Annotated in this window: 17 protein-coding genes; all 17 read left to right on the top strand. The window is 55.9% G+C overall.

The features are described from left to right. Nucleotides 1-13: 13 nt before the first annotated feature. The 17 genes from pseB (at nucleotide 14) to LV475_RS06820 (ending at nucleotide 18,490) form a co-directional block, all read left to right on the top strand. Nucleotides 14-1,012: a UDP-N-acetylglucosamine 4,6-dehydratase (inverting) gene (gene pseB, locus LV475_RS06900; RefSeq protein WP_250106019.1), complete on the top strand. Its 999-nt coding sequence runs from the start codon at nucleotides 14-16 to the stop codon at nucleotides 1,010-1,012. Continuing rightward, entirely contained in the window at nucleotides 1,012-2,172 is a 1,161-nt protein-coding gene (gene pseC, locus LV475_RS06895) for a UDP-4-amino-4,6-dideoxy-N-acetyl-beta-L-altrosamine transaminase (protein WP_250106018.1), read from the top strand. The genes pseB and pseC overlap by 1 nt, the downstream gene beginning before the upstream one ends. Beyond that, a complete protein-coding gene (pseF, locus tag LV475_RS06890; protein WP_250106017.1) occupies nucleotides 2,169-2,873 on the top strand; it encodes a pseudaminic acid cytidylyltransferase in 705 nt (234 codons plus the stop codon). The genes pseC and pseF overlap by 4 nt, the downstream gene beginning before the upstream one ends. Then, entirely contained in the window at nucleotides 2,870-3,991 is a 1,122-nt protein-coding gene (gene pseG, locus LV475_RS06885; RefSeq protein ID WP_250106016.1) for a UDP-2,4-diacetamido-2,4,6-trideoxy-beta-L-altropyranose hydrolase, read from the top strand. Before pseF ends, pseG begins: the two co-directional genes overlap by 4 nt. A gap of 2 nt (nucleotides 3,992-3,993) precedes the next feature. Further along, nucleotides 3,994-4,548: a UDP-4-amino-4,6-dideoxy-N-acetyl-beta-L-altrosamine N-acetyltransferase gene (pseH, locus tag LV475_RS06880; protein WP_250106015.1), complete on the top strand. Its 555-nt coding sequence runs from the start codon at nucleotides 3,994-3,996 to the stop codon at nucleotides 4,546-4,548. Nucleotides 4,549-4,551: 3 nt separating this feature from the next. Then, on the top strand, nucleotides 4,552-5,604 hold the full coding sequence (gene pseI, locus LV475_RS06875) for a pseudaminic acid synthase (RefSeq protein ID WP_250106014.1): 1,053 nt from the start codon (nucleotides 4,552-4,554) through the stop codon (nucleotides 5,602-5,604). A 152-nt stretch (nucleotides 5,605-5,756) separates the two neighbouring features. After that, complete coding sequence (locus tag LV475_RS06870) at nucleotides 5,757-6,992, top strand: hypothetical protein (RefSeq protein ID WP_250106013.1); 1,236 nt, start codon at nucleotides 5,757-5,759, stop codon at nucleotides 6,990-6,992. Then, complete coding sequence (locus tag LV475_RS06865; protein WP_250106012.1) at nucleotides 6,992-8,218, top strand: hypothetical protein; 1,227 nt, start codon at nucleotides 6,992-6,994, stop codon at nucleotides 8,216-8,218. Before LV475_RS06870 ends, LV475_RS06865 begins: the two co-directional genes overlap by 1 nt. Then, nucleotides 8,215-9,768: a hypothetical protein gene (locus LV475_RS06860; protein ID WP_250106011.1), complete on the top strand. Its 1,554-nt coding sequence runs from the start codon at nucleotides 8,215-8,217 to the stop codon at nucleotides 9,766-9,768. The genes LV475_RS06865 and LV475_RS06860 overlap by 4 nt, the downstream gene beginning before the upstream one ends. Further along, nucleotides 9,765-10,559, top strand: a complete 795-nt coding sequence (locus tag LV475_RS06855) for a glycosyltransferase family 2 protein (protein ID WP_250106010.1) — start codon at nucleotides 9,765-9,767, stop codon at nucleotides 10,557-10,559. Before LV475_RS06860 ends, LV475_RS06855 begins: the two co-directional genes overlap by 4 nt. Beyond that, entirely contained in the window at nucleotides 10,559-11,512 is a 954-nt protein-coding gene (locus tag LV475_RS06850) for a UDP-glucuronic acid decarboxylase family protein (protein ID WP_250106009.1), read from the top strand. The genes LV475_RS06855 and LV475_RS06850 overlap by 1 nt, the downstream gene beginning before the upstream one ends. Before the next feature lie 3 nt (nucleotides 11,513-11,515). Beyond that, the gene (locus tag LV475_RS06845; protein WP_250106008.1) at nucleotides 11,516-12,481 is read left to right on the top strand and encodes a UDP-glucose 4-epimerase family protein; all 966 of its coding nucleotides are present in this window, start codon (nucleotides 11,516-11,518) and stop codon (nucleotides 12,479-12,481) included. 123 nt (nucleotides 12,482-12,604) lie between these two features. Beyond that, nucleotides 12,605-13,159 (top strand): sugar transferase, encoded by a 555-nt coding sequence (locus tag LV475_RS06840; RefSeq protein WP_250106091.1) that lies wholly within the window; start codon nucleotides 12,605-12,607, stop codon nucleotides 13,157-13,159. A gap of 420 nt (nucleotides 13,160-13,579) precedes the next feature. Next, nucleotides 13,580-15,421: a polysaccharide biosynthesis protein gene (locus tag LV475_RS06835; protein ID WP_430886868.1), complete on the top strand. Its 1,842-nt coding sequence runs from the start codon at nucleotides 13,580-13,582 to the stop codon at nucleotides 15,419-15,421. A gap of 246 nt (nucleotides 15,422-15,667) precedes the next feature. Beyond that, on the top strand, nucleotides 15,668-16,900 hold the full coding sequence (locus tag LV475_RS06830; protein ID WP_250106006.1) for an O-antigen ligase family protein: 1,233 nt from the start codon (nucleotides 15,668-15,670) through the stop codon (nucleotides 16,898-16,900). Nucleotides 16,901-17,142: 242 nt separating this feature from the next. After that, a complete protein-coding gene (locus LV475_RS06825; protein WP_430886867.1) occupies nucleotides 17,143-17,586 on the top strand; it encodes an REP-associated tyrosine transposase in 444 nt (147 codons plus the stop codon). A 295-nt stretch (nucleotides 17,587-17,881) separates the two neighbouring features. Beyond that, on the top strand, nucleotides 17,882-18,490 hold the full coding sequence (locus LV475_RS06820; RefSeq protein ID WP_250106005.1) for a superoxide dismutase: 609 nt from the start codon (nucleotides 17,882-17,884) through the stop codon (nucleotides 18,488-18,490). Nucleotides 18,491-18,552: the final 62 nt, after the last annotated feature.

The following is an 18,552-nucleotide window of genomic DNA, read 5'->3' as shown; positions in this document are numbered from 1 at the left end:
GAAAAACTCACTCATGTTTAACGGCTCATCCATTCTGATTACCGGAGGCACCGGATCCTTCGGTCATACGTTTATTCCGATGCTTCTAGAGCGTTATAACCCTAAACGCGTGATTATCTTTTCGCGCGACGAGATGAAGCAGTGGGAGATGGCCAAGAAGTTCGAGGGCGATTCGCGCGTACGCTTCTTCATTGGCGACGTTCGCGACCGCGAACGTGTCTACCGTGCATTGGACGGGGTGGACTACGTGGTACACGCAGCCGCCTCCAAGATCGTCCCGACCGCCGAATATAATCCTTTCGAGTGTGTGAAGACCAATGTCACGGGGGCGATGAATCTGATCGACGCCTGTATCGACAAGGGCGTGAAAAAGGTTGTCGCGCTGTCCACCGACAAGGCCAGCAGCCCGATCAACCTCTACGGCGCGACCAAACTGACTTCGGACAAGCTGTTCGTGGCCGGGAACCATTACGCCGGTCACAATATAACGCGATTCTCCGTGGTCCGTTACGGCAACGTCATGGGCTCCCGTGGGTCCGTGATCCCGTTCTTCATGTCCATTCGGGACCGCGGTGTGTTGCCCATTACCGATGACCGCATGACGCGGTTCATGATCTCCTTGGAGCAGGGTGCCGAACTCGTCTGGCATGCATTCGACGACATGGAAGGGGGAGAGATTTACGTCAAGAAGATCCCTTCCATGAAGGTGACCGACCTGGCCCGGGTTATCGCGCCCGAGGCGAAGCAGGAGGTCGTCGGGATTCGTCCGGGCGAAAAGCTCCACGAGGAAATGATCGGCGCCGACGATGCGTATTACACCTACGAGTACCCCGACCACTTCAAGATACTTCCCGCCATCAACGGTTGGGACCGCGACGCCAACCGCATCAAGGATGGCAAGCGCGTGCCGGAGGGCTTTGTCTACGCCAGTGACAACAACGCCGAGTGGATGAGTGATGATCAGCTCCGGGCATGGATTGACGCCAACTGGGAAAAGATCGGGGCCATTTGATGATTCCCTACGGGCGACAGGATATTCGTCAGGAGGACGTGGACGCCGTCGTTGAGGTGCTGCGTTCGGACTTCCTCACCCAGGGGCCGGTGGTGCCGCGTTTCGAGCAGGCCGTGGCGGGTTACGTGGGCGCCAGGCACGCGGTTGCGGTCAATAGCGCTACGTCCGCGTTGCACATAGCTTGCCTGGCCCTCGATCTGAGTGAGGGCGACTGGCTTTGGACCTCGCCCATCACCTTCGTGGCTTCGGCCAATTGCGGTCTTTATTGCGGTGCGAAGGTGGATTTCGTCGATATCGATCCTCAGACCTACAACCTCTGTCCCGAGGCGTTGGCTGCGAAGCTGAAGAAGGCCGAGGAGGAGGGGCGCCTGCCAAAGGTGCTGGTCGCCGTTCACCTATGCGGCCAGCCCTGCGATATGGCGGCAATCCACGGACTGTCCCGGCGCTATGGCTTCCGCGTGATCGAGGATGCCTCGCATGCCATCGGCGGGAAATATTGTGGTGAACCGATCGGTAATGGTCGCTATAGCGCCATCACCGTATTCAGCTTCCATCCGGTTAAGATCATCACTACCGGTGAGGGCGGCATGGCGGTCACAAATGACGACGAGCTTGCCGAGCGCATGTCCCTGTTGCGCAGTCATGGCATAACGCGAGACCCGCAATGCATGACCCACGAACCGGACGGCCCCTGGTACTACGAGCAGGTGGATCTGGGATTCAACTACCGCATGACCGAGATGCAAGCCGCCCTCGGCGTCTCTCAGATCGAGCGTCTGGATGCCTATGTCGCGCGCCGCAACGAACTGGCCGAGCGTTACGACCGCCTGCTCGCCGATCTACCGGTGACCACGCCGTGGCAACATCCGGATAGCTACTCGGGCCGTCATCTCTACGTGATTCGGTTGCAAATCGACGCCATTGCCCGATCTCACCGTGCCGTATTCGAATCACTTCGTGAGCATGGCATTGGAGTCAATCTGCACTACATTCCGGTCCACCTTCAGCCTTGGTATCGGCAGATGGGCTTTCGACTGGGTGACTTCCCGGATGCGGAGCGCTACTACGCCGAGGCCATCAGTCTGCCGCTGTTCCCGCTTATGACTGAGGGTCAGCAGGACTCGGTTGTCTCGGCTCTTGAGGAGGCGCTTGGCGGATGAGAGTGGCCATCATCCCTGCCCGAGGCGGCAGCAAGCGTATTCTCCGCAAGAACATTCGATCGTTTTGCGGCAAGCCGATGATTGCGTGGTCGATCGAGGCCGCCCGCGCCAGTGGCTGTTTTGATCGCGTGATCGTCTCCACGGATGACAGCGAGATTGCCGTCGTGGCTGAAGAACAAGGCGCCGAGGTGCCCTTCCGGCGGCCGGCGGAATTGGCCGATGACCATACCGGCACGGTCCCTGTAATGGCTCACGCTATCGAATGGTTGCAGGAAAGTGGCGAGCAGTGCGAAGCCGTTTGCTGCCTGTACGCCACCGCGCCCTTCGTTCGGCCCGAAGATCTCCGCCGGGGACGAAAGGCATTGGAATCGGCGGATGCCGATTACGCCTTTTCCGTGACCAGCTACGCCTTCCCCATCCAGCGCGCACTACGGATCACCGATGCCGGCCGGGTGGCCATGTTCCATCCCGAATACGCGAACACCCGCTCACAGGATCTCGAGGAAGCGTGGCATGACGCCGGCCAATTCTACTGGGGGCGTAGCGAGGCATGGTTGTCGGACAAGGCCATCATGACCTCCGATGCCATCCCCGTCGTGTTGCCGCGGGAGCGTGTACAGGATATCGATACCCTTGAGGACTGGCGTCGGGCCGAGTGGCTGTTTAAGGCCATGCAGGCCGAGGCGGGCGAAGCAGAATGACACGAACCATTGTCTTCCGGGTTGACGCCTCGGTGCATATCGGCACCGGGCACGTCATGCGCTGTCTCACGCTGGCCAGTGCCCTCCGAGGGCAGGATCATGCATGCCATTTCATCTGCCGAGAACACCCCGGCAACCTGATCGAAACCATCAGGCACCGTGGATTTCCTGTGGATGCGTTGCCCTTGTCCGGTGACAGAGCCGGCGTGACAAGCGGCGACGAGCCGCCCCATGCCGAATGGCTCGGCGTGCCATGGGAGACGGATGCCCGACAGTGTCGCGAGATCATTCGTGAACTGGCCCCGGCCTGGCTGGTGGTCGATCACTACGCACTTGAATCACGCTGGGAAGCCGATGTCATGCCGGAAGGCAGTCGCCTGCTCGTCATCGACGATCTTGCCGACCGCTCCCACCAAGCCGACTTGCTGCTTGACCAGAACCTGGGCCGTGAGACCCAAGACTACGCAGGCCTCGTGCCCAAAAACTGCCGACTCCTGATCGGGCCGCGCTACGCCTTGCTGCGCCCGGAATTCCTCCGGATGCGCGAGGAAAGCCTGCGAAGAAGACAGGCGCCGCGTCTGAAACGGTTGCTGATCACCATGGGCGGGGTGGACAAGGACAATGCCACCGGCAAGGTGCTCGAGGCACTCCGCGATTGCCCCTTGCCTGATGACGCCGAAATCGAGGTGGTGATGGGCAGCAACGCGCCTTGGTTGGAATCGGTACGGGCACAGGCCGCGGCCATGCCCTGGCCGACTGGGGTGCGGGTCGATATCCCGGACATGTCTCGGCGGATGGTCGAGGCCGACCTGGCGATCGGGGCGGCGGGGAGCACGTCCTGGGAGCGCTGTTGCCTAGGATTGCCGACTCTGCAGGTGATACTGGCTGAGAACCAGAGAGTTGTCGCCAGCCACCTGGAAAAGCGCAATGCGGCAATGTCACTTGACTCGGTGAATAATTTCGCTTCACAGCTCTGCGATGCCGTTTTACGGTTAGCTGCGGATTGCGGAGCCATGAAGGAGATGACACTGGATGCAGCCCGTCTCGTTGACGGACAGGGTTGTGTCCGGGTGCTCGAGGCTCTGCTTCACCCAAAAAAACAACATCTGTCGAGGTAACCATGGAGAGCGGTGGTCAAATTCGCGATATTCGCGATGAAGAGCTTGAGTTGATTCTCAGTTGGCGTAATGCACCCAATGTGCGCAAAAACATGTATACACAGCACGAGATATCGCTGGACGAGCATTTGGCATGGTGGCAGCGCGTCCGTGAAGAACGAAAGAACCAGAAATATCTTATGTATGAAAAGTCCGGTCGTCCTCTTGGTGTTGTGAGCTTCAATGACATCGATGTGCAGAACGAGCGAGCGATGTGGGCCTTCTATGCCGCACCCGAGGCCCCGAGGGGAACTGGTTTGGCAATGGAGTTTCTAGCATTGGATTATGCCTTTAGAGAGATCGGCCTTCATAAGCTGTCTTGTGAAGTATTGGCTTTCAACACACCTGTGATCAAGTTGCACAAGCGATTTGGCTTCTCGGTTGAAGGAATTTTTCGGGCTCATCACAAAATTGGAGGTGAGTTCGTCGATGTATACAGGCTTGGAATGCTCGCTGGCGAATGGAAAACGGCAAGGCCAGATCTTGAGGAAAAGCTCGCAAAGATGAATAAAGGATAAGCTATGTCTGAAGAACTAATAATTGACGGCCGCCGTATAGGTGCAAAATATCCACCTTACGTTGTTGCTGAACTTTCGGCGAACCATAACGGCAAGCTGGAAACGGCACTCCGGATCATCGACGAAGCCAAGAAAGCGGGTGCCGATGCGATCAAGCTGCAGACATACCGCCCGGATACCATCACGCTTGATTGCGACAGCGAAGATTTCCGTATCCACGGCGGGTTGTGGGATGGCCGGACACTCTACGAACTGTACGAAGAGGCCCATATGCCATGGGAGTGGCATAAGCCGCTGTTCGATCACGCACGGAAGCTCGGCATCACTATCTTCAGCTCGCCGTTCGACACAACGGCGGTCGACTTGCTGGAAGAACTCGGCGCTCCCGCCTACAAGATCGCCTCGTTCGAAGCCGTGGACCTGCCGCTGATCGAATACGTCGCGAGTACCGGCAAGCCGATGATCATCTCCACGGGCATGGCCGATGCCGAGGAGATACAGGAAGCTATTGACGCGGCCCGGAGTGCAGGCTGCGAGCAACTGGCCATCCTCCACTGCGTAAGCGGCTATCCCGCACCGGCGGAAGACTACAACCTACGCACCATCCCCGACATGATCGAGCGCTTCGGCTTGGTCACGGGCCTGTCCGACCACACTATCGACAACACCACCGCCATTACGAGTGTCGCACTTGGGGCCTCCATCATCGAGAAGCACTTCACCCTCGACCGCAATGGCGGCGGTCCAGATGACAGTTTCTCGCTCGAGCCGAAAGAGATGGCGCAGTTATGCCGGGATTCTCAAACTGCCTGGAAGGCCCTTGGAGTAATAGAATACGGTCGAAAGTCCAGTGAGCAGGGGAATGTAAAGTTTCGTAGATCCCTTTACTTTGTTAAAAATCTCCGCGCAGGCGATTTGATAACTGAAGAATCGATAGCTTCAGTGCGCCCCGGATTTGGGCTGCCGCCAAGATTAACCAATGAAATAGTAGGCAAGCGGTTAAAGTGTGACGTAGATGCCAATTCCCCAATTCATTTGGATCAACTCCTTCCGTAAAAACAAGAATGATTAATGGTCTCGGTTTTAATAACCGATAATTACATGTTGAAACTGGTGTTGTTCCATAAATGCAAAGATTCGCCGTTATAGTTTCTTCCATCCGGTATGGGGTTTTATCATCCATCTGGCCCTTAATCTCGAGTATGATCGTGCGTGTAGGCGGCCCTCGACTTGCGGCATTGCTAACATATTATTCTGTAGATTGGAAAGGCGTTCTTCCAGGGCGAACAACCGTATTGTGTTTAGGAAGGGAGTCGTTTTATAAAGATATAAAAGAGCTGCGGAAACGCACCGTTTTAAACTTTCCGACGGTTACTGCCGGTTTCACCAGGTTCCAGTCCGAGTGGGTTCCGTTATGCTCGCAAGAGCAAACTTTTTATCAAAATAAACATCCCATGGATAAGTCCGTGGCTTTGAAGTCCCGGCAGTACGCTCAATTCCTTATTTGGCTAGTTAGCCGAAAAGTGCAAGTTCACGCTATTATGTCGGCTAACTTGGACTATTGGCAGGATGCAGGGTTTAAAGATGTGTGCGCATCCGAAAATATTCCCTTCGTCGTCCTTTCGAGAGAGCATCCCATTGTTCCGGAGGTGTGTGACATTGTCTCTAAAAGATATGCTGACGCTAGATATCGGTTCAAGGGAACAAAAATTGCCGTCGCGGGGCAGTCGTCAAAGGATGTTATCTGCAAGCGATCAAATGTCTGCAGCGAGCATGATGTGATTGTGACGGGCCTTCCTCGGTTTGACGCATGGTTTGATGTGGATACCACGCGGCCCAAAAGAAACCGGTCTAATATAACTTTGTTGACGTTTACGCGAGGTTATTTCGCAGACGAAACCTTTAAAGAGGTTTTGGATATTTTTTGCCGGTCCGCCTCGACTTTGAGCTCGGAGAGTGTCCGTTTTTTGGTCAAGACCAAAGATTGCGAGGATACTCTGGCGGTAAAAATGATTATTAAGGAACGCGGCCTCTATAATGTCGAAGTTGATCATGCGCGAGATCTTTTTGACATTCTTCCCGAAAGCAAACTGGTGTTGGGCTATAATTCGCTATCGCTGGTTGAGGCCGTGATGGCCAATGCAGAAGTGGTAGTTCCTGCGTGGGGGCAGTGCCGGTCTTCAGGGGATAATGTAATGTATTCAGAAGATAACGCCAATGTCGCTAACGTTTTAAGTTTCGCAAAAAACCCGGTCGAAATGTACGATTTTATCGATTTGGCAATAAAAGGCTCTTTTAGGGGCGTGGATCAAGAAGAGTTGGACCGGTTTGTTGGTAGATATATTTACCGGCCTGCTAGAGGATCTTCATGTGAAGTATCAAAATTGGTTAACGAGGTCATTGTCGCTAACAAAGTGGCTGATCGTCGGGCGATCTCTCAATAATGGGAGAGGCGGTTTCACCTCAGAGGTTTTTTTCTAGGGCGCTGACACTGTTTGTCGCTATCTCCCTGCTGCAGCTTTTTCATTTGCTGTTCTTAGCGCGGCTAGAGTGGGAAAATATTGTTGTTTGGCTGGTGGTCTTTCTGACCGGATTGACGGCTCTCGGGTTGATTAGGATTAAAGTGCCGTCAACAGAGCGATGGCCAGAGTTCCGACTGCGTACTTTCTTGTTTTTGTTTTTTTCTTCCTTTCTTGTCACATTTGTCTTTAGTCGTATTCCGTATTTGGTTGCCTTTTTTGATCTGGGGATGTATGACCTTCGACAAGAAAGTGATCTGGGAGGAGGAGGATGGTATAGCTATTTCGCGATATTGTTTTATCCCTTGGCGATCCTTCTTGCGTTTATAAACATTAGTCGTAAGTGGTATTTTGTTTGCTTGTTTTTTGTGGCAGTAGTCGTTGCTGTCGACCTGCTGGTTCTCGGGACGCGCGGAGCGCCCGTATTTGTAGCTATTTTTCATCTATTGATGGCGAGGGTCCGATACGGCCGGCTTCGCATGTGGTTGGCGCTTCTTGGGTTGGTTGCCATATTTTTGCTTGTATTTGATTACCAGACGAAGGCTCGTTCGTTAAATACTGTGACGGTGGGTTGGGATTGGTCTCTCACATTAGCGCACTCGTGGCTATTCGATCGGCTTCCGTTGAAATCTTGGGTGATCGACTCGGTTTCCGGAGGACTATGGTTCTTGGGTCCCGTGGTCTATTTTCTGCAATATATAAGTCACTCTATCGCCGAGTTTCGATTCCTTCTTTTTGGCGGAACCTACGATTTGTTCGGTTCGTTCCTTTACGTCAGAGACGAAGTGTGCCTAGTGTTGGGTTGTGGTCGTGAGGTAATTCATCAGGCGATCGAAAGCGCAAACCCTCGGGCGGGTCTCTATCAAACGTTATATTCTTCTCTGTTAATAGATTTTGGCTTCCTTGGTTTTTTTGGGCTTATTTTGGCCTACTTGGTTTGGCTGGTTGGGGTCAGTTCTAGGGTTTATGGTATGGGGTTTTTGATATATTTTTCTGTGGTGGTGACCGTCTCTGCGGTTGAAAACTATTTCTATGGTGGGCTTGGTTTGGCTCGCTTTATAGTGTTTGGCTTTCTCTGGATTATGCTTGTTTCCCCCGTCGGGATCCGTTCCAGGAGTTATTTGGTTTTTAGTAGGGAGTGGGCGTCGTGAAAATCGGGTTTGTGAACTTTTATTCGTTCCGGCCACATGTCGAACATTCAGTTTATTTGGCGCATTTATGCGAGTTGGGTGGACACGAAACGGTGTTTTTGACTTGTGATGCGCATTTGCCGTTATGCTATCCGCGCGCGTTGAAACAAACGAACAAACTGACCGAGTGTTCTAAATGTATCCTTGGAGGGTTTAGAAGTTACGATGTTGGTCCGATTTCATCACTATCTGAAGGGCCCAAGCAACTATGCGCCGAGGACCTGGACGCCCTGGCGCTGTCGAGTGCATGTACATTGAATCGGACCGAATCGGAGGATGATTGGTCCTCAGATGCAGTTCAGAAAACCATCAGAGAGTTGAGAGCCCCGGTCGATAAGGCGTTCAGTGCAGTAAGCCGATGGATTGAGGAACAAGGGATTGACGCAGTCATTTGTTTTAATGGGCGTATGGATGTCACTCGGGCTGCAACGTATGCCTGCGAGCGCTTAGGTATTCCGTACATTACCCACGAGAGAACGTGGTTTGGAGACGGCCTTAACCTTAATCCAAATGCGAATTGCCTTTCGCTCAGGGCTGTAAACGAAATGGTTGCCAATTTCGACGACAAGCCTTTGACAAAGGACCAGTCGCTGCACGCCGGGAAGCTAGCCGGAGAGAGGTTCCTGCAGCGTAATTCGTTGGAGTGGCGATTATATAACCAAAACCCCGAGCCTGCGCCATGGCCTGTTCAGACTCGAGGGCTTCGCGTCCTGGTGGTTCCGAGCAGTAAGAATGAATTCGCTGGACATGCTGATTGGGAAAGTGGTTGGTCCGATAACACGCACGCCCTGGATGATCTGTTCGAGGCGTTTTCAATCAATCCCTCTCAGGTGGTGGTGCGGTGTCACCCAAATTGGGCCGAGAACATTGGAAAGGCCACCGGGGAGCGGTCGCTGAATCACTATGTTAATTGGGCTCGATTGCGCGGTGTCCACTGCATTCATAGCGAGGACAAGGCCAATACCTATGAGTTGATTCAGCAGGCAGATGTAGTCGTAATGAATGGCGGTAGTTCTGCGGTGGAGGCTGGAGTGTGTGGAAAGCAAGTAATCTGTCTAGGCCCCTCCACTTACCAGAGTGCCGGTTTCGTTCGCACCTTCCACAACCGTAGTGAGTTGTTGCAGGATGGTGCTCTTGACCCGCTGGCCCCCGATGTCGTGAGACGAAAAACATTGCGATTTCTATATCTTCGTTCCCGACGGCTTCCTCAATACGTTGATTACGTTCGGGCCTTGGATACCACGACTTACCGCTATTTTTCCGGCGGAGATCCTGATCGTCTGGAGATGATGTTCAGGAAAGGTGTCGTTCTCCCAGATGACGAACGTTATGCGGACGATACCGCCTATGAAGACGAGGTCATTCGGATGTTGGTTGCCCATGATTGGGGATCGTTGGCAGATTACGTCGAAGACAGACCGCATCTCGAGCCTCTTGGAATCGGTCGACGCCAAGGGTTCGGGTGGGTAGACAAGGTTAGGGGCCGAATGAGTAGAGGGGATCGAGGGTGAGTCAAGAATTTCCGGTAACAATTTCCGTCATCATGCCGTGTTATAACGCCGAGGCGCTTGTGGGCCCGACCATACAGTCTGTGATCGATCAGTCATTAACGGATTGGGAATTGATCATTGTTGATGATTGTTCGACCGACGCTACCCGTGATGTTGTGAATTCTTATGTGCAACGCGATCCACGGATCCGCATGCTCACCCTGGAGGCCAACACGGGCGCCCCCGCCCGGCCAAGGAACATTGGCATCGGTGCCGCACGAGGGGCATGGGTGGCCTTACTGGATGCGGACGATATCTGGCACCCAAGAAAGCTTGAGTATCAGTTGGGCATCACCGAGGGCTTGGGCGCCGCCCTCAGCTCTACGGCAATGATGGATTTTGTTGGCACTCCACCGCTTCCGGGAACTCCCCCTGAACGCCCCGAGGTTGAGAAAATCACCTTTACCAAGCAAAAAATAAAGGGCCGAATCCCAACTTCGAGTGTATTGGTGAAGAAAGAGTTGCTGGCAAAGTACCCGTTTAACGAAGATCCGCGATACAAGGCTGTGGAAGATTATCACTGTTGGCTTCGCGTGCATGAAGCCATTGACCACAGCGTTAAGATCAAGTTTCCTTTCCTTTTTTACCGTCGTGTGGAAGGGCAGATTTCGGGGTCCAAATTGTATATGCTCAGGCGAATGTACATGCTTCACCGCGAATATCCTGGCGGCACGGCGTTTGGCCCAGTTTTTTTTAGCCTTACACATGTCCTTGGTGGGCTGTATTATAGATTCTTTAAAAAGGTGTTGTGATGAAGCGGATATTGGTGACAGGTGGGGCCGGGTTTTTGGGCTCTCATCTCTGTGAAAGGCTGTTGGATGACGGCCATGAGGTTATTTGTGTAGATAATTTTTTTACGGGCAATAAACGAAACATCATCCATCTTTTGGATAAACCTTTTTTTGAGCTTGTCCGTCATGATGTGACGTTTCCGCTATATTTGGAAATAGACGAGATCTATAACCTTGCATGCCCCGCATCGCCAGTGCATTATCAATTTGACCCTGTGCAGACGACCAAAACAAGTGTGCACGGCGCCATAAATATGCTGGGTCTGGCAAAACGGACTAAGGCAAAAATATTTCAAGCATCGACGAGTGAGGTTTATGGTGATCCCGAGGTGCACCCTCAGCCGGAAAGTTATTGGGGGAAGGTAAATCCAATTGGTATTCGGTCGTGCTATGACGAAGGCAAGCGATGTGCCGAAACCCTTTTCTTCGACTATTATCGGCAGCATGAATTGCGGATTAAGGTAGCGCGCATATTTAATACCTACGGTCCACGTATGCACCCCGATGATGGTAGGGTTGTAAGCAACTTTATCGTCCAGGCGCTTAAAGGTGAGGACATTACGATCTACGGCCAGGGGCAGCAGACGAGAAGTTTCTGTTACGTGGACGATCTGGTCGATGGTTTCGTCCGTTTGATGGATTCCCGTGAAGAGCTGACCGGCCCGGTCAATCTTGGAAACCCCTCTGAATTTACGATTCGTCAGTTGGCGGAACAGGTGATAGAGCTGACTGGATCGCGTTCTAAGCTTGTTTATAAGCCCCTCCCTCAAGACGACCCTAAGCAGAGACAGCCTGACATTAACTTGGCTAAGAAGGAGCTTGGGTGGCGCCCGACGGTCCCGCTGGATCAAGGTCTGGTCAAAACGATTGCCTATTTTGATGCGTTGTTGGCCGGCGACTTACCGGGAGGGTGAGCGATGTTAGGCGCGCACAACTTGAAGATATTGATTACCGGTGCGAATGGATTTGTTGGGCGTGCGCTTGTTGCGCGACTGGACCTTGAGGAAGGGAAGCACGTTCGTGCTTCTATTCGGCGAGATAAGCGGGATTGGATCGAGTGCAGAGACGTGGTTGAAGTTGACTCTCTCGATGAAGAAACCAATTGGACGGAAGCGTTACGAGACATCGATGTAGTGGTGCATACGGCTGCCCGCGCCCATGTGATGGCGGATGTCACCACGGATCCGTTGTCCGAATACCGCCGGGTGAATGTGGACGGTACACGGGCACTTGCGCGTCAGGCGGCCGAGCAGGGTGTAAGGCGCTTCGTGTTCATCAGCTCAATCGGGGTGATCGGAAATGTCAACAGCGCGCCGTTTAAAGCAACTGACCAGCCGGCGCCTGCGGATGCCTACGCCATTTCAAAATACGAGGCGGAGCAAGAGTTGCAAGAGATCGCCGCCGAAACTGGGCTCGAGATGGTGATTGTGCGCCCACCACTGGTTTACGGACCAAATGCGCCGGGGAACTTTGGCAAGCTGATGGAATGGGTTCGACGGGGCGTGCCATTGCCGCTGGGTGCCATCAACAACCGACGGAGCCTGGTGGCACTGGATAACCTGGTGGACCTGATTGCGGTCTGTCTCGATCACCCGGCCGCTGCCAATCAGGTATTCCTCGCCGGAGATGGTGAGGACATGTCGACAACGGAGCTTCTTCGGCGAGTCGGCAAGGTGATGCGCTGCCCCGCGCGGCTGGTGCCGGTACCCGCCCAGCTGTTAAAGGTGGGCGGGTTTATGCTGGGCAAGAGCGACATGGCGCGTCGGCTGCTGGGGTCGTTGCAGGTTGATATTTCCAAGGCACAGGATGTGCTGGGTTGGGAGCCGCCAATCTCGGTGGATGAAGGGTTGCGGCGAGCAGCCGAGCCCTTGAAGAGGCCATAGGAGCGGCGTTGGCCGCGAAGATTGAATAAACTCCGACGACACATCGTGTCGTCTGCACATTTCACGGCCAACGCCGCTCTACGCATAAACACTGGCCTGATTTTGATTTCTTGTGGAGCTTTCGTGTTCCGGTTCTTCGATATTGTTTTCTCTTTATTCGGGCTGGTCGTGGGGTCACCCCTGTTGCTCGTTCTCGCCGTGATCGGTTGGTTCGATACGCGGTCTCCCATCTTTCGTCAGGAGCGGGTAGGGCGGGATCAGAAACCGTTTACGCTGGTGAAGTTCCGGACGATGCGGCCGGACACGGCCTCCGTGGCTACGCATCTAGCAAGCGCGTCATCTATCACTCCTTTCGGCCGTTTCCTGCGACGGACCAAGCTCGATGAATTGCCGCAGTTGTGGAATGTTTTGAAGGGGGAGATGAGTCTGGTCGGCCCCCGGCCTTGTTTGCCGAACCAAGAAGAGCTGATTGCTGCGCGGGAGAAGCGCGGTGTGTTCTCCATGCGCCCGGGCATTACGGGGTTGGCGCAAGTTAACGGTATCGACATGTCCGATCCGATTAGGTTGGCCGAGATGGATGAGGTGATGGTGAAGAACCTGACACTGAAGGATTATTTTCGCTATTTGGTCCTGACCGTTACCGGCAAGGGCTCGGGGGACCGGGTGCGGCCGTCCTGAGCAAGGCGTGGCATTTGTCAGGTCTCTCTTTGATCGGGGCTTTTTTCTGGTTGGGTGTCCGTATCAGAATGATTGTTGGACCTTGACCCGGCGGACGACGAGGCGGCCCCTCGCCATTCTTGTTTAGTCTGCCCCGTTCGTCATTCCCGCGTAGTCGGGAATCCAGTTGAGATTTAGGTGGCGTCGATTCCTGGTTCCCCGCTTTCGCGGGTATGACCACTCTGGTGCTAGGGCGTCCTGTTGTTGGTCGCCGAAGGGCTGATCATGAGCCCGGTGTGACAGAATCCCCGTTTCTATGAGCACGCACATATAACTGCGGCGTGCACTTTCTCTTTTCTCTCGGAAGACAAATCAGTGCTGTCGATCGCGCGCTTCAAACAATTCCTCCGCGACCTGCCCTCCATCTACAAGCGCGGTTTGATGGTGGCGCTCGACCTGTTCTTGATCCCCTTCGCGCTGTGGGCGGCGTTGTCGTTGCGGTACGGTGAGTGGTTCACGGATTTCAATCGGGCCGCGCTGGCCTTTGTGGGGCTGGTGGCCTTCACCATTCTCGTGTTCGTTCGACTCGGGCTTTACCGCGCAGTGATGCGGTTTCTGGGGTGGAAGGCCTTGGAGCAGATCGCAATGGGTGTGGCAGGCTCGACGTTGGTGTTGTTGGCCATCCTCTTGTTCCACCCCGAGGCCGAGCTGCCGCGGTCAACGTTCGTGATCTACGGCCTTTTGTTGTTCGTGCTGGTGGGCGGGTCGCGTTTCCTCGCTCGGCGGGTGCTTGGCACGAGTGCCGGCGGGAAGGGCCGTGAACGGGTCGCTATCTATGGAGCGGGCGCCAGTGGCCAGCAGGTCGTGGGCATGCTCAGCAAAGGCACCGACTATGAGCCGGTCGTGTTCCTCGATGATGCCGAGGATCTGCATGGGCGCGAAATTGACGGCTTGAGGGTGGTCGACCCGAAAAAGCCGGGATTGGCGCTTCTTCTTGAGCGGATGGGGGTGCAATCGATCCTGCTGTCCGTGCCCTCCGCAGATGCGGCGACCCGACGTTCGATCCTGAATTTCCTCGAGCCCTTGCCGTTCCATGTGCGCACGGTGCCGGGTATCGAGGACATCCTCTCTGGCAAGGCCACTCTGGATCAGGTGCGCGAGGTCGATATCGAGGACCTGCTGGGGCGGGAACCGGTGCTGCCTCGTCCGGAACTGCTGGGAAAATGCATCGAAGGCAAGACCGTGCTGGTGACCGGTGCCGGTGGGTCGATCGGCTCGGAGTTGTGCCGGCAGGTGGTGGATCAGGGCGCGGCCCGCCTGATCCTTTTCGAGGTATCCGAATTCGGCTTGTATCAGATCGATCAGGAGCTGCGGCGTATTCCGGCCGTCGCCAACGGCACGGTCGAGTTAATCGCCGCTCTGGGCAGCGTGCTCGACGAGCGACGACTGGCTCGCCTGTTCGATCGGTTCACCGTGGATACGGTCTATCACGCGGCAGCCTACAAGCACGTGCCACTGGTCGAGCACAACCCCATCGAGGGGCTTTCCAATAACGCGTTGGGCACGTTGATCGCGGCCAGAGTGGCGGCGAACGCCGGGGCGACGCATTTCGTGCTGATCTCCACAGATAAGGCCGTGCGTCCCACCAATGTGATGGGCGCGAGCAAGCGCCTGGCGGAGATGGCGCTGCAGGCGTTGCAGCCGGAGTATCCCGGCACCACATTCTGCATGGTGCGGTTTGGCAACGTGTTGGGCTCGAGCGGTTCGGTGGTGCCGCTGTTCCGCCGTCAAATCGCCGATGGCGGCCCGGTGACGGTGACCCACCCGGAGATCACCCGCTACTTCATGACCATCCCCGAGGCCGTACAGCTGGTCATCCAGGCCGGAAGCATGGCTCAAGGCGGTGACGTGTTCGTGCTGGACATGGGCGAGCCGGTGAAGATTGATCACCTGGCACGCCGCATGGTGCACCTGAGTGGCCTCGAGGTGCGGGATGCGGAGCACCCGGATGGGGATATCGAGATCAGTTACACCGGCCTGCGTCCGGGCGAAAAACTCTACGAGGAGTTGTTGATCGGTGAGGCGGTGAACGGAACCGAACACCCCCGGATCATGCGCGCCAGTGAGGATTGCCTGGCATGGCGCGCCTTTGACAAGGCGATATCCCGCCTGCAACGCGACATGGAGCGTTCCGATTTGCCGGCGGTTCGCGCGCAGCTTGCCGAACTGGTCAGTGGGTACCAGCCGCACGCCCGCATCGAGGACCATTGTTGGAAAGAATGACGGTGGTGCGGAGGCTTGGAAATCGTGGCTAAAGCCGCTCCTACCACGATCGTTTCCGTAGGAGCGGCTTTAGCCGCGAAACCATGCCCAGAGTCATCCGAGCATGTCGCGCCTTAAGGTGCTCCTGCGGGGATCTTGCACCAACATGCGCGATGCCGGCCGTTTCACTAACTTTTCGTTTGCGGCCGGCTGGCGACCCTTCAAGCGATAGAATCTCGCCTTTTGCGACGGAATCGATTTACCCACATGTCACCTCTCTCTCACGTATTGCCCCGTTGGGATCGCCTCACGCTGACGATCGTCGGCCTGACCATCCTGACCTTCCTGGTCTTCCCCTTCGGCCGCTCGGCCAATGCGCCGTTGGCGATTCTGGCGCTGGTCGGGTTGTGGCTTTTGGCAACGAATTGGCGCGAGGTGTGGGCGCAACCGGTGACGCGCTGGTTGCTGATCCTGGTGGCGGCCTTGTGGATTCCGCAGTGGCTCGCTTTGCCCGGGGCGGTGAACTTCGAGCGGGCGTGGAGCGATGCCATCTATTACCCGTTGTTCGCTGTGGCGGCCCTGCCGATTATCTTGGTGGCGAGACGGTATGACGTCGTTCCGGTGGTGCTGTATTCGCTGCTGGCAATCGTCCTCGTGTGGTCGCTGGATGGGCTGTGGCAGTTCGCGACCGGAAACAACGTCTTCGGCGTCCCCTACAACGGCGTACGTCTCTCCGGCATGTTCGGAGAGAATCTCACGATGGGCGTCGTGATTGCGCATTTGCTCCCGCTACTCCTCGAGGCCACTCGACGGCTCATGCAGCGATGTCTTGCCTGGGGGCTGGTCATCCTGCCCATACTTGCGGTGATCATGTTGTCGGGCTCGCGCTCAGCCATGCTGCTGATGCTGTTCGGATTGTTGTTCTACGGGGCGTTGGTGTTGTGGTTCTATCGCCCACGGTGGTATTGGATTGTCGGCGCGATCACAGTGGTGTTAGTGGGGATGGCGGCAACTCTAGTGCTTTCCCCCGAGACGCGTGACCGCATCGAGCGGGTCGGCAAGATCGTCGAGATGGACCGTGAGAGCTTCAACCAGGCGACGTCCAAGCGTGGCGATGTCTGGCTTTCCGGTTGGGAAGTGGCCAAGGATGATCCGTGGTTGGGCGTGGGCGTGCGCGGCTACGAGTTGGCGGCGGTGGAGCGGGGCTATACCGATCGTCCTTACATGCATCTGCACTTCTTCGCTCTCGATGTGCAGGTGAGCACGGGGCTGGTGGGGCTGCTCGCGTACCTGAGCGCCTATTTCGCCTTCCTGGTCGTGCTGTGGCGTGCCGGCGGGAATATGGCGGCCGGCGTTGGTGTGGTGGCCGTCGGGCTGGCCTTGCTGCCGATCAACACCCATTTCGGCTTCTACGCCTCCTACACGCTCGCGATCATCTGGCCGATCATCGGGTTGGCAGCCGCGCTGGTCGTAAGCCAATCAGTTGGAGAGAAGGCGTAGGAGCGCCTTCAGGCGCGAAATAGTCGGGTGGCAATGGGTTGGTTTCGCGGCTAAAGGCGCTCCTGCGGGGCGAGGCGGCGTTGTAGGAGCGCCTTTAGGCGCGAAATCACCCTGTTTCAGACCGGAGGTGTCTCGGCTGAAGCCGCTCCTACAATGTAGATGCGGCGGGTTCGGGGGTGTAAGCCAAGGATGGATTCGTTTCGCGGACATTCTGTTTTAGAACGAAGGAGGCAAGGATGCCTATTGACCAGATGCGCCATGGATGGCGTTTGCGTCATGGTCGTGTATCGATACCGGATCAGGTGTATTCGGTGACCCTCGTTACCCGTGGTCGTTGGCCGGGGCTGGCGGATCTATCGGTGGCGCGGCGAGTGATCGGTAGTTTACGTGAGATGGATGAAACGGGTCATTCGGAGACGTTGGCCTTTTGCCTGATGCCCGATCATCTGCACTGGTTGTTTCGACTAAGACACCGCGATGGCCTGTCTGGTGTGGTTGGACAGTTCAAGGGACGCAGCGCACGACGCATCCCGCTGTTGCGCTGGCAGCGGGGCTTCCACGATCATGCGGCTCGCGATGACGTGGACCTGCGGCGACTGGCTCGTTACATTGTTTCAAATCCCGTTCGTGCGGGTTTGGTCTGCCGGGTTGGTGATTATCCGTATTGGGACGCAGTTTGGTTGTGATTGGCCAGATCCGCCGTAGGAGCGCCTTCAGGCGCGAAATGCCCAGGAAACAAGGGTTGCGGTTTCGCGGCTGAAGCCGCTCCTACGCTGTGTTGGTGTTGCGTGTAGGAGCGCCTTCAGGCGCGAAAATCGGACAGCTGCCGCCGTGTTCACCAATCACCCACCGCCGAGCTCGGCTTTTCGGGCCGCTTTCCTCGCACCGAGGCCTTGGCCTGCTATCCTTCTCACACCTTTCGGTTCTCCGGCAATGAGCCGGGGGCATCCTTGTTTGAGCAACCAAGAAGGAGATCTTGATATGGCTTTTCAACTGCCTGATCTGCCGTATGGCTACGGTGACCTGGAGAAGTCCATCGACGCGCAGACGATGGAGCTGCACCACACCAAGCACCACAACACCTACGTCACCAAGCTGAACGACGCCATCAAGGACTCCGAGTGGGACGAGAAGTCCATCGACGAGATCATGGCGAACATCTCCAAGCTGCCGACCGCGGTACGCAACAACGGTGGCGGTCACTACAACCACGACCTGTTCTGGAAGCTGATGTCGCCGAACGGCGGTGGCAAGCCGAGCGGTGCGTTGGCCGATGACATCGCCTCGACCTTCGGCTCGTTCGACGACTTCGTCGAGAAGTTCAACAACGCCGCGCTGACCCGTTTTGGTTCCGGTTGGGCGTGGCTGATTGTCGACGGCAACGGCAAGCTGCAGGTCACCTCGACCCCGAACCAGGACAACCCGGTGATGGACATCGCCGAGGTGAAGGGCACCCCCGTTCTGGGCCTGGACGTCTGGGAGCACGCCTACTACCTGCGCTACCAGAACCGCCGTCCGGATTACGTCAACGCGTTCTGGGACGTGGTGAACTGGGACGAAGTGGTCAAGCGTTACAACGCGGCGAAGTAATCACCCGTTCGAGTCATTGAATTTGATGTAAAGCCGGGTCTTCGCCCGGCTTTTTTTCGTGA

This window comes from Guyparkeria hydrothermalis (genome assembly GCF_023555375.1).
GTDB lineage: Bacteria > Pseudomonadota > Gammaproteobacteria > Halothiobacillales > Halothiobacillaceae > Guyparkeria > Guyparkeria hydrothermalis.
This window is presented reverse-complemented; position numbering and strand designations above follow the sequence as displayed.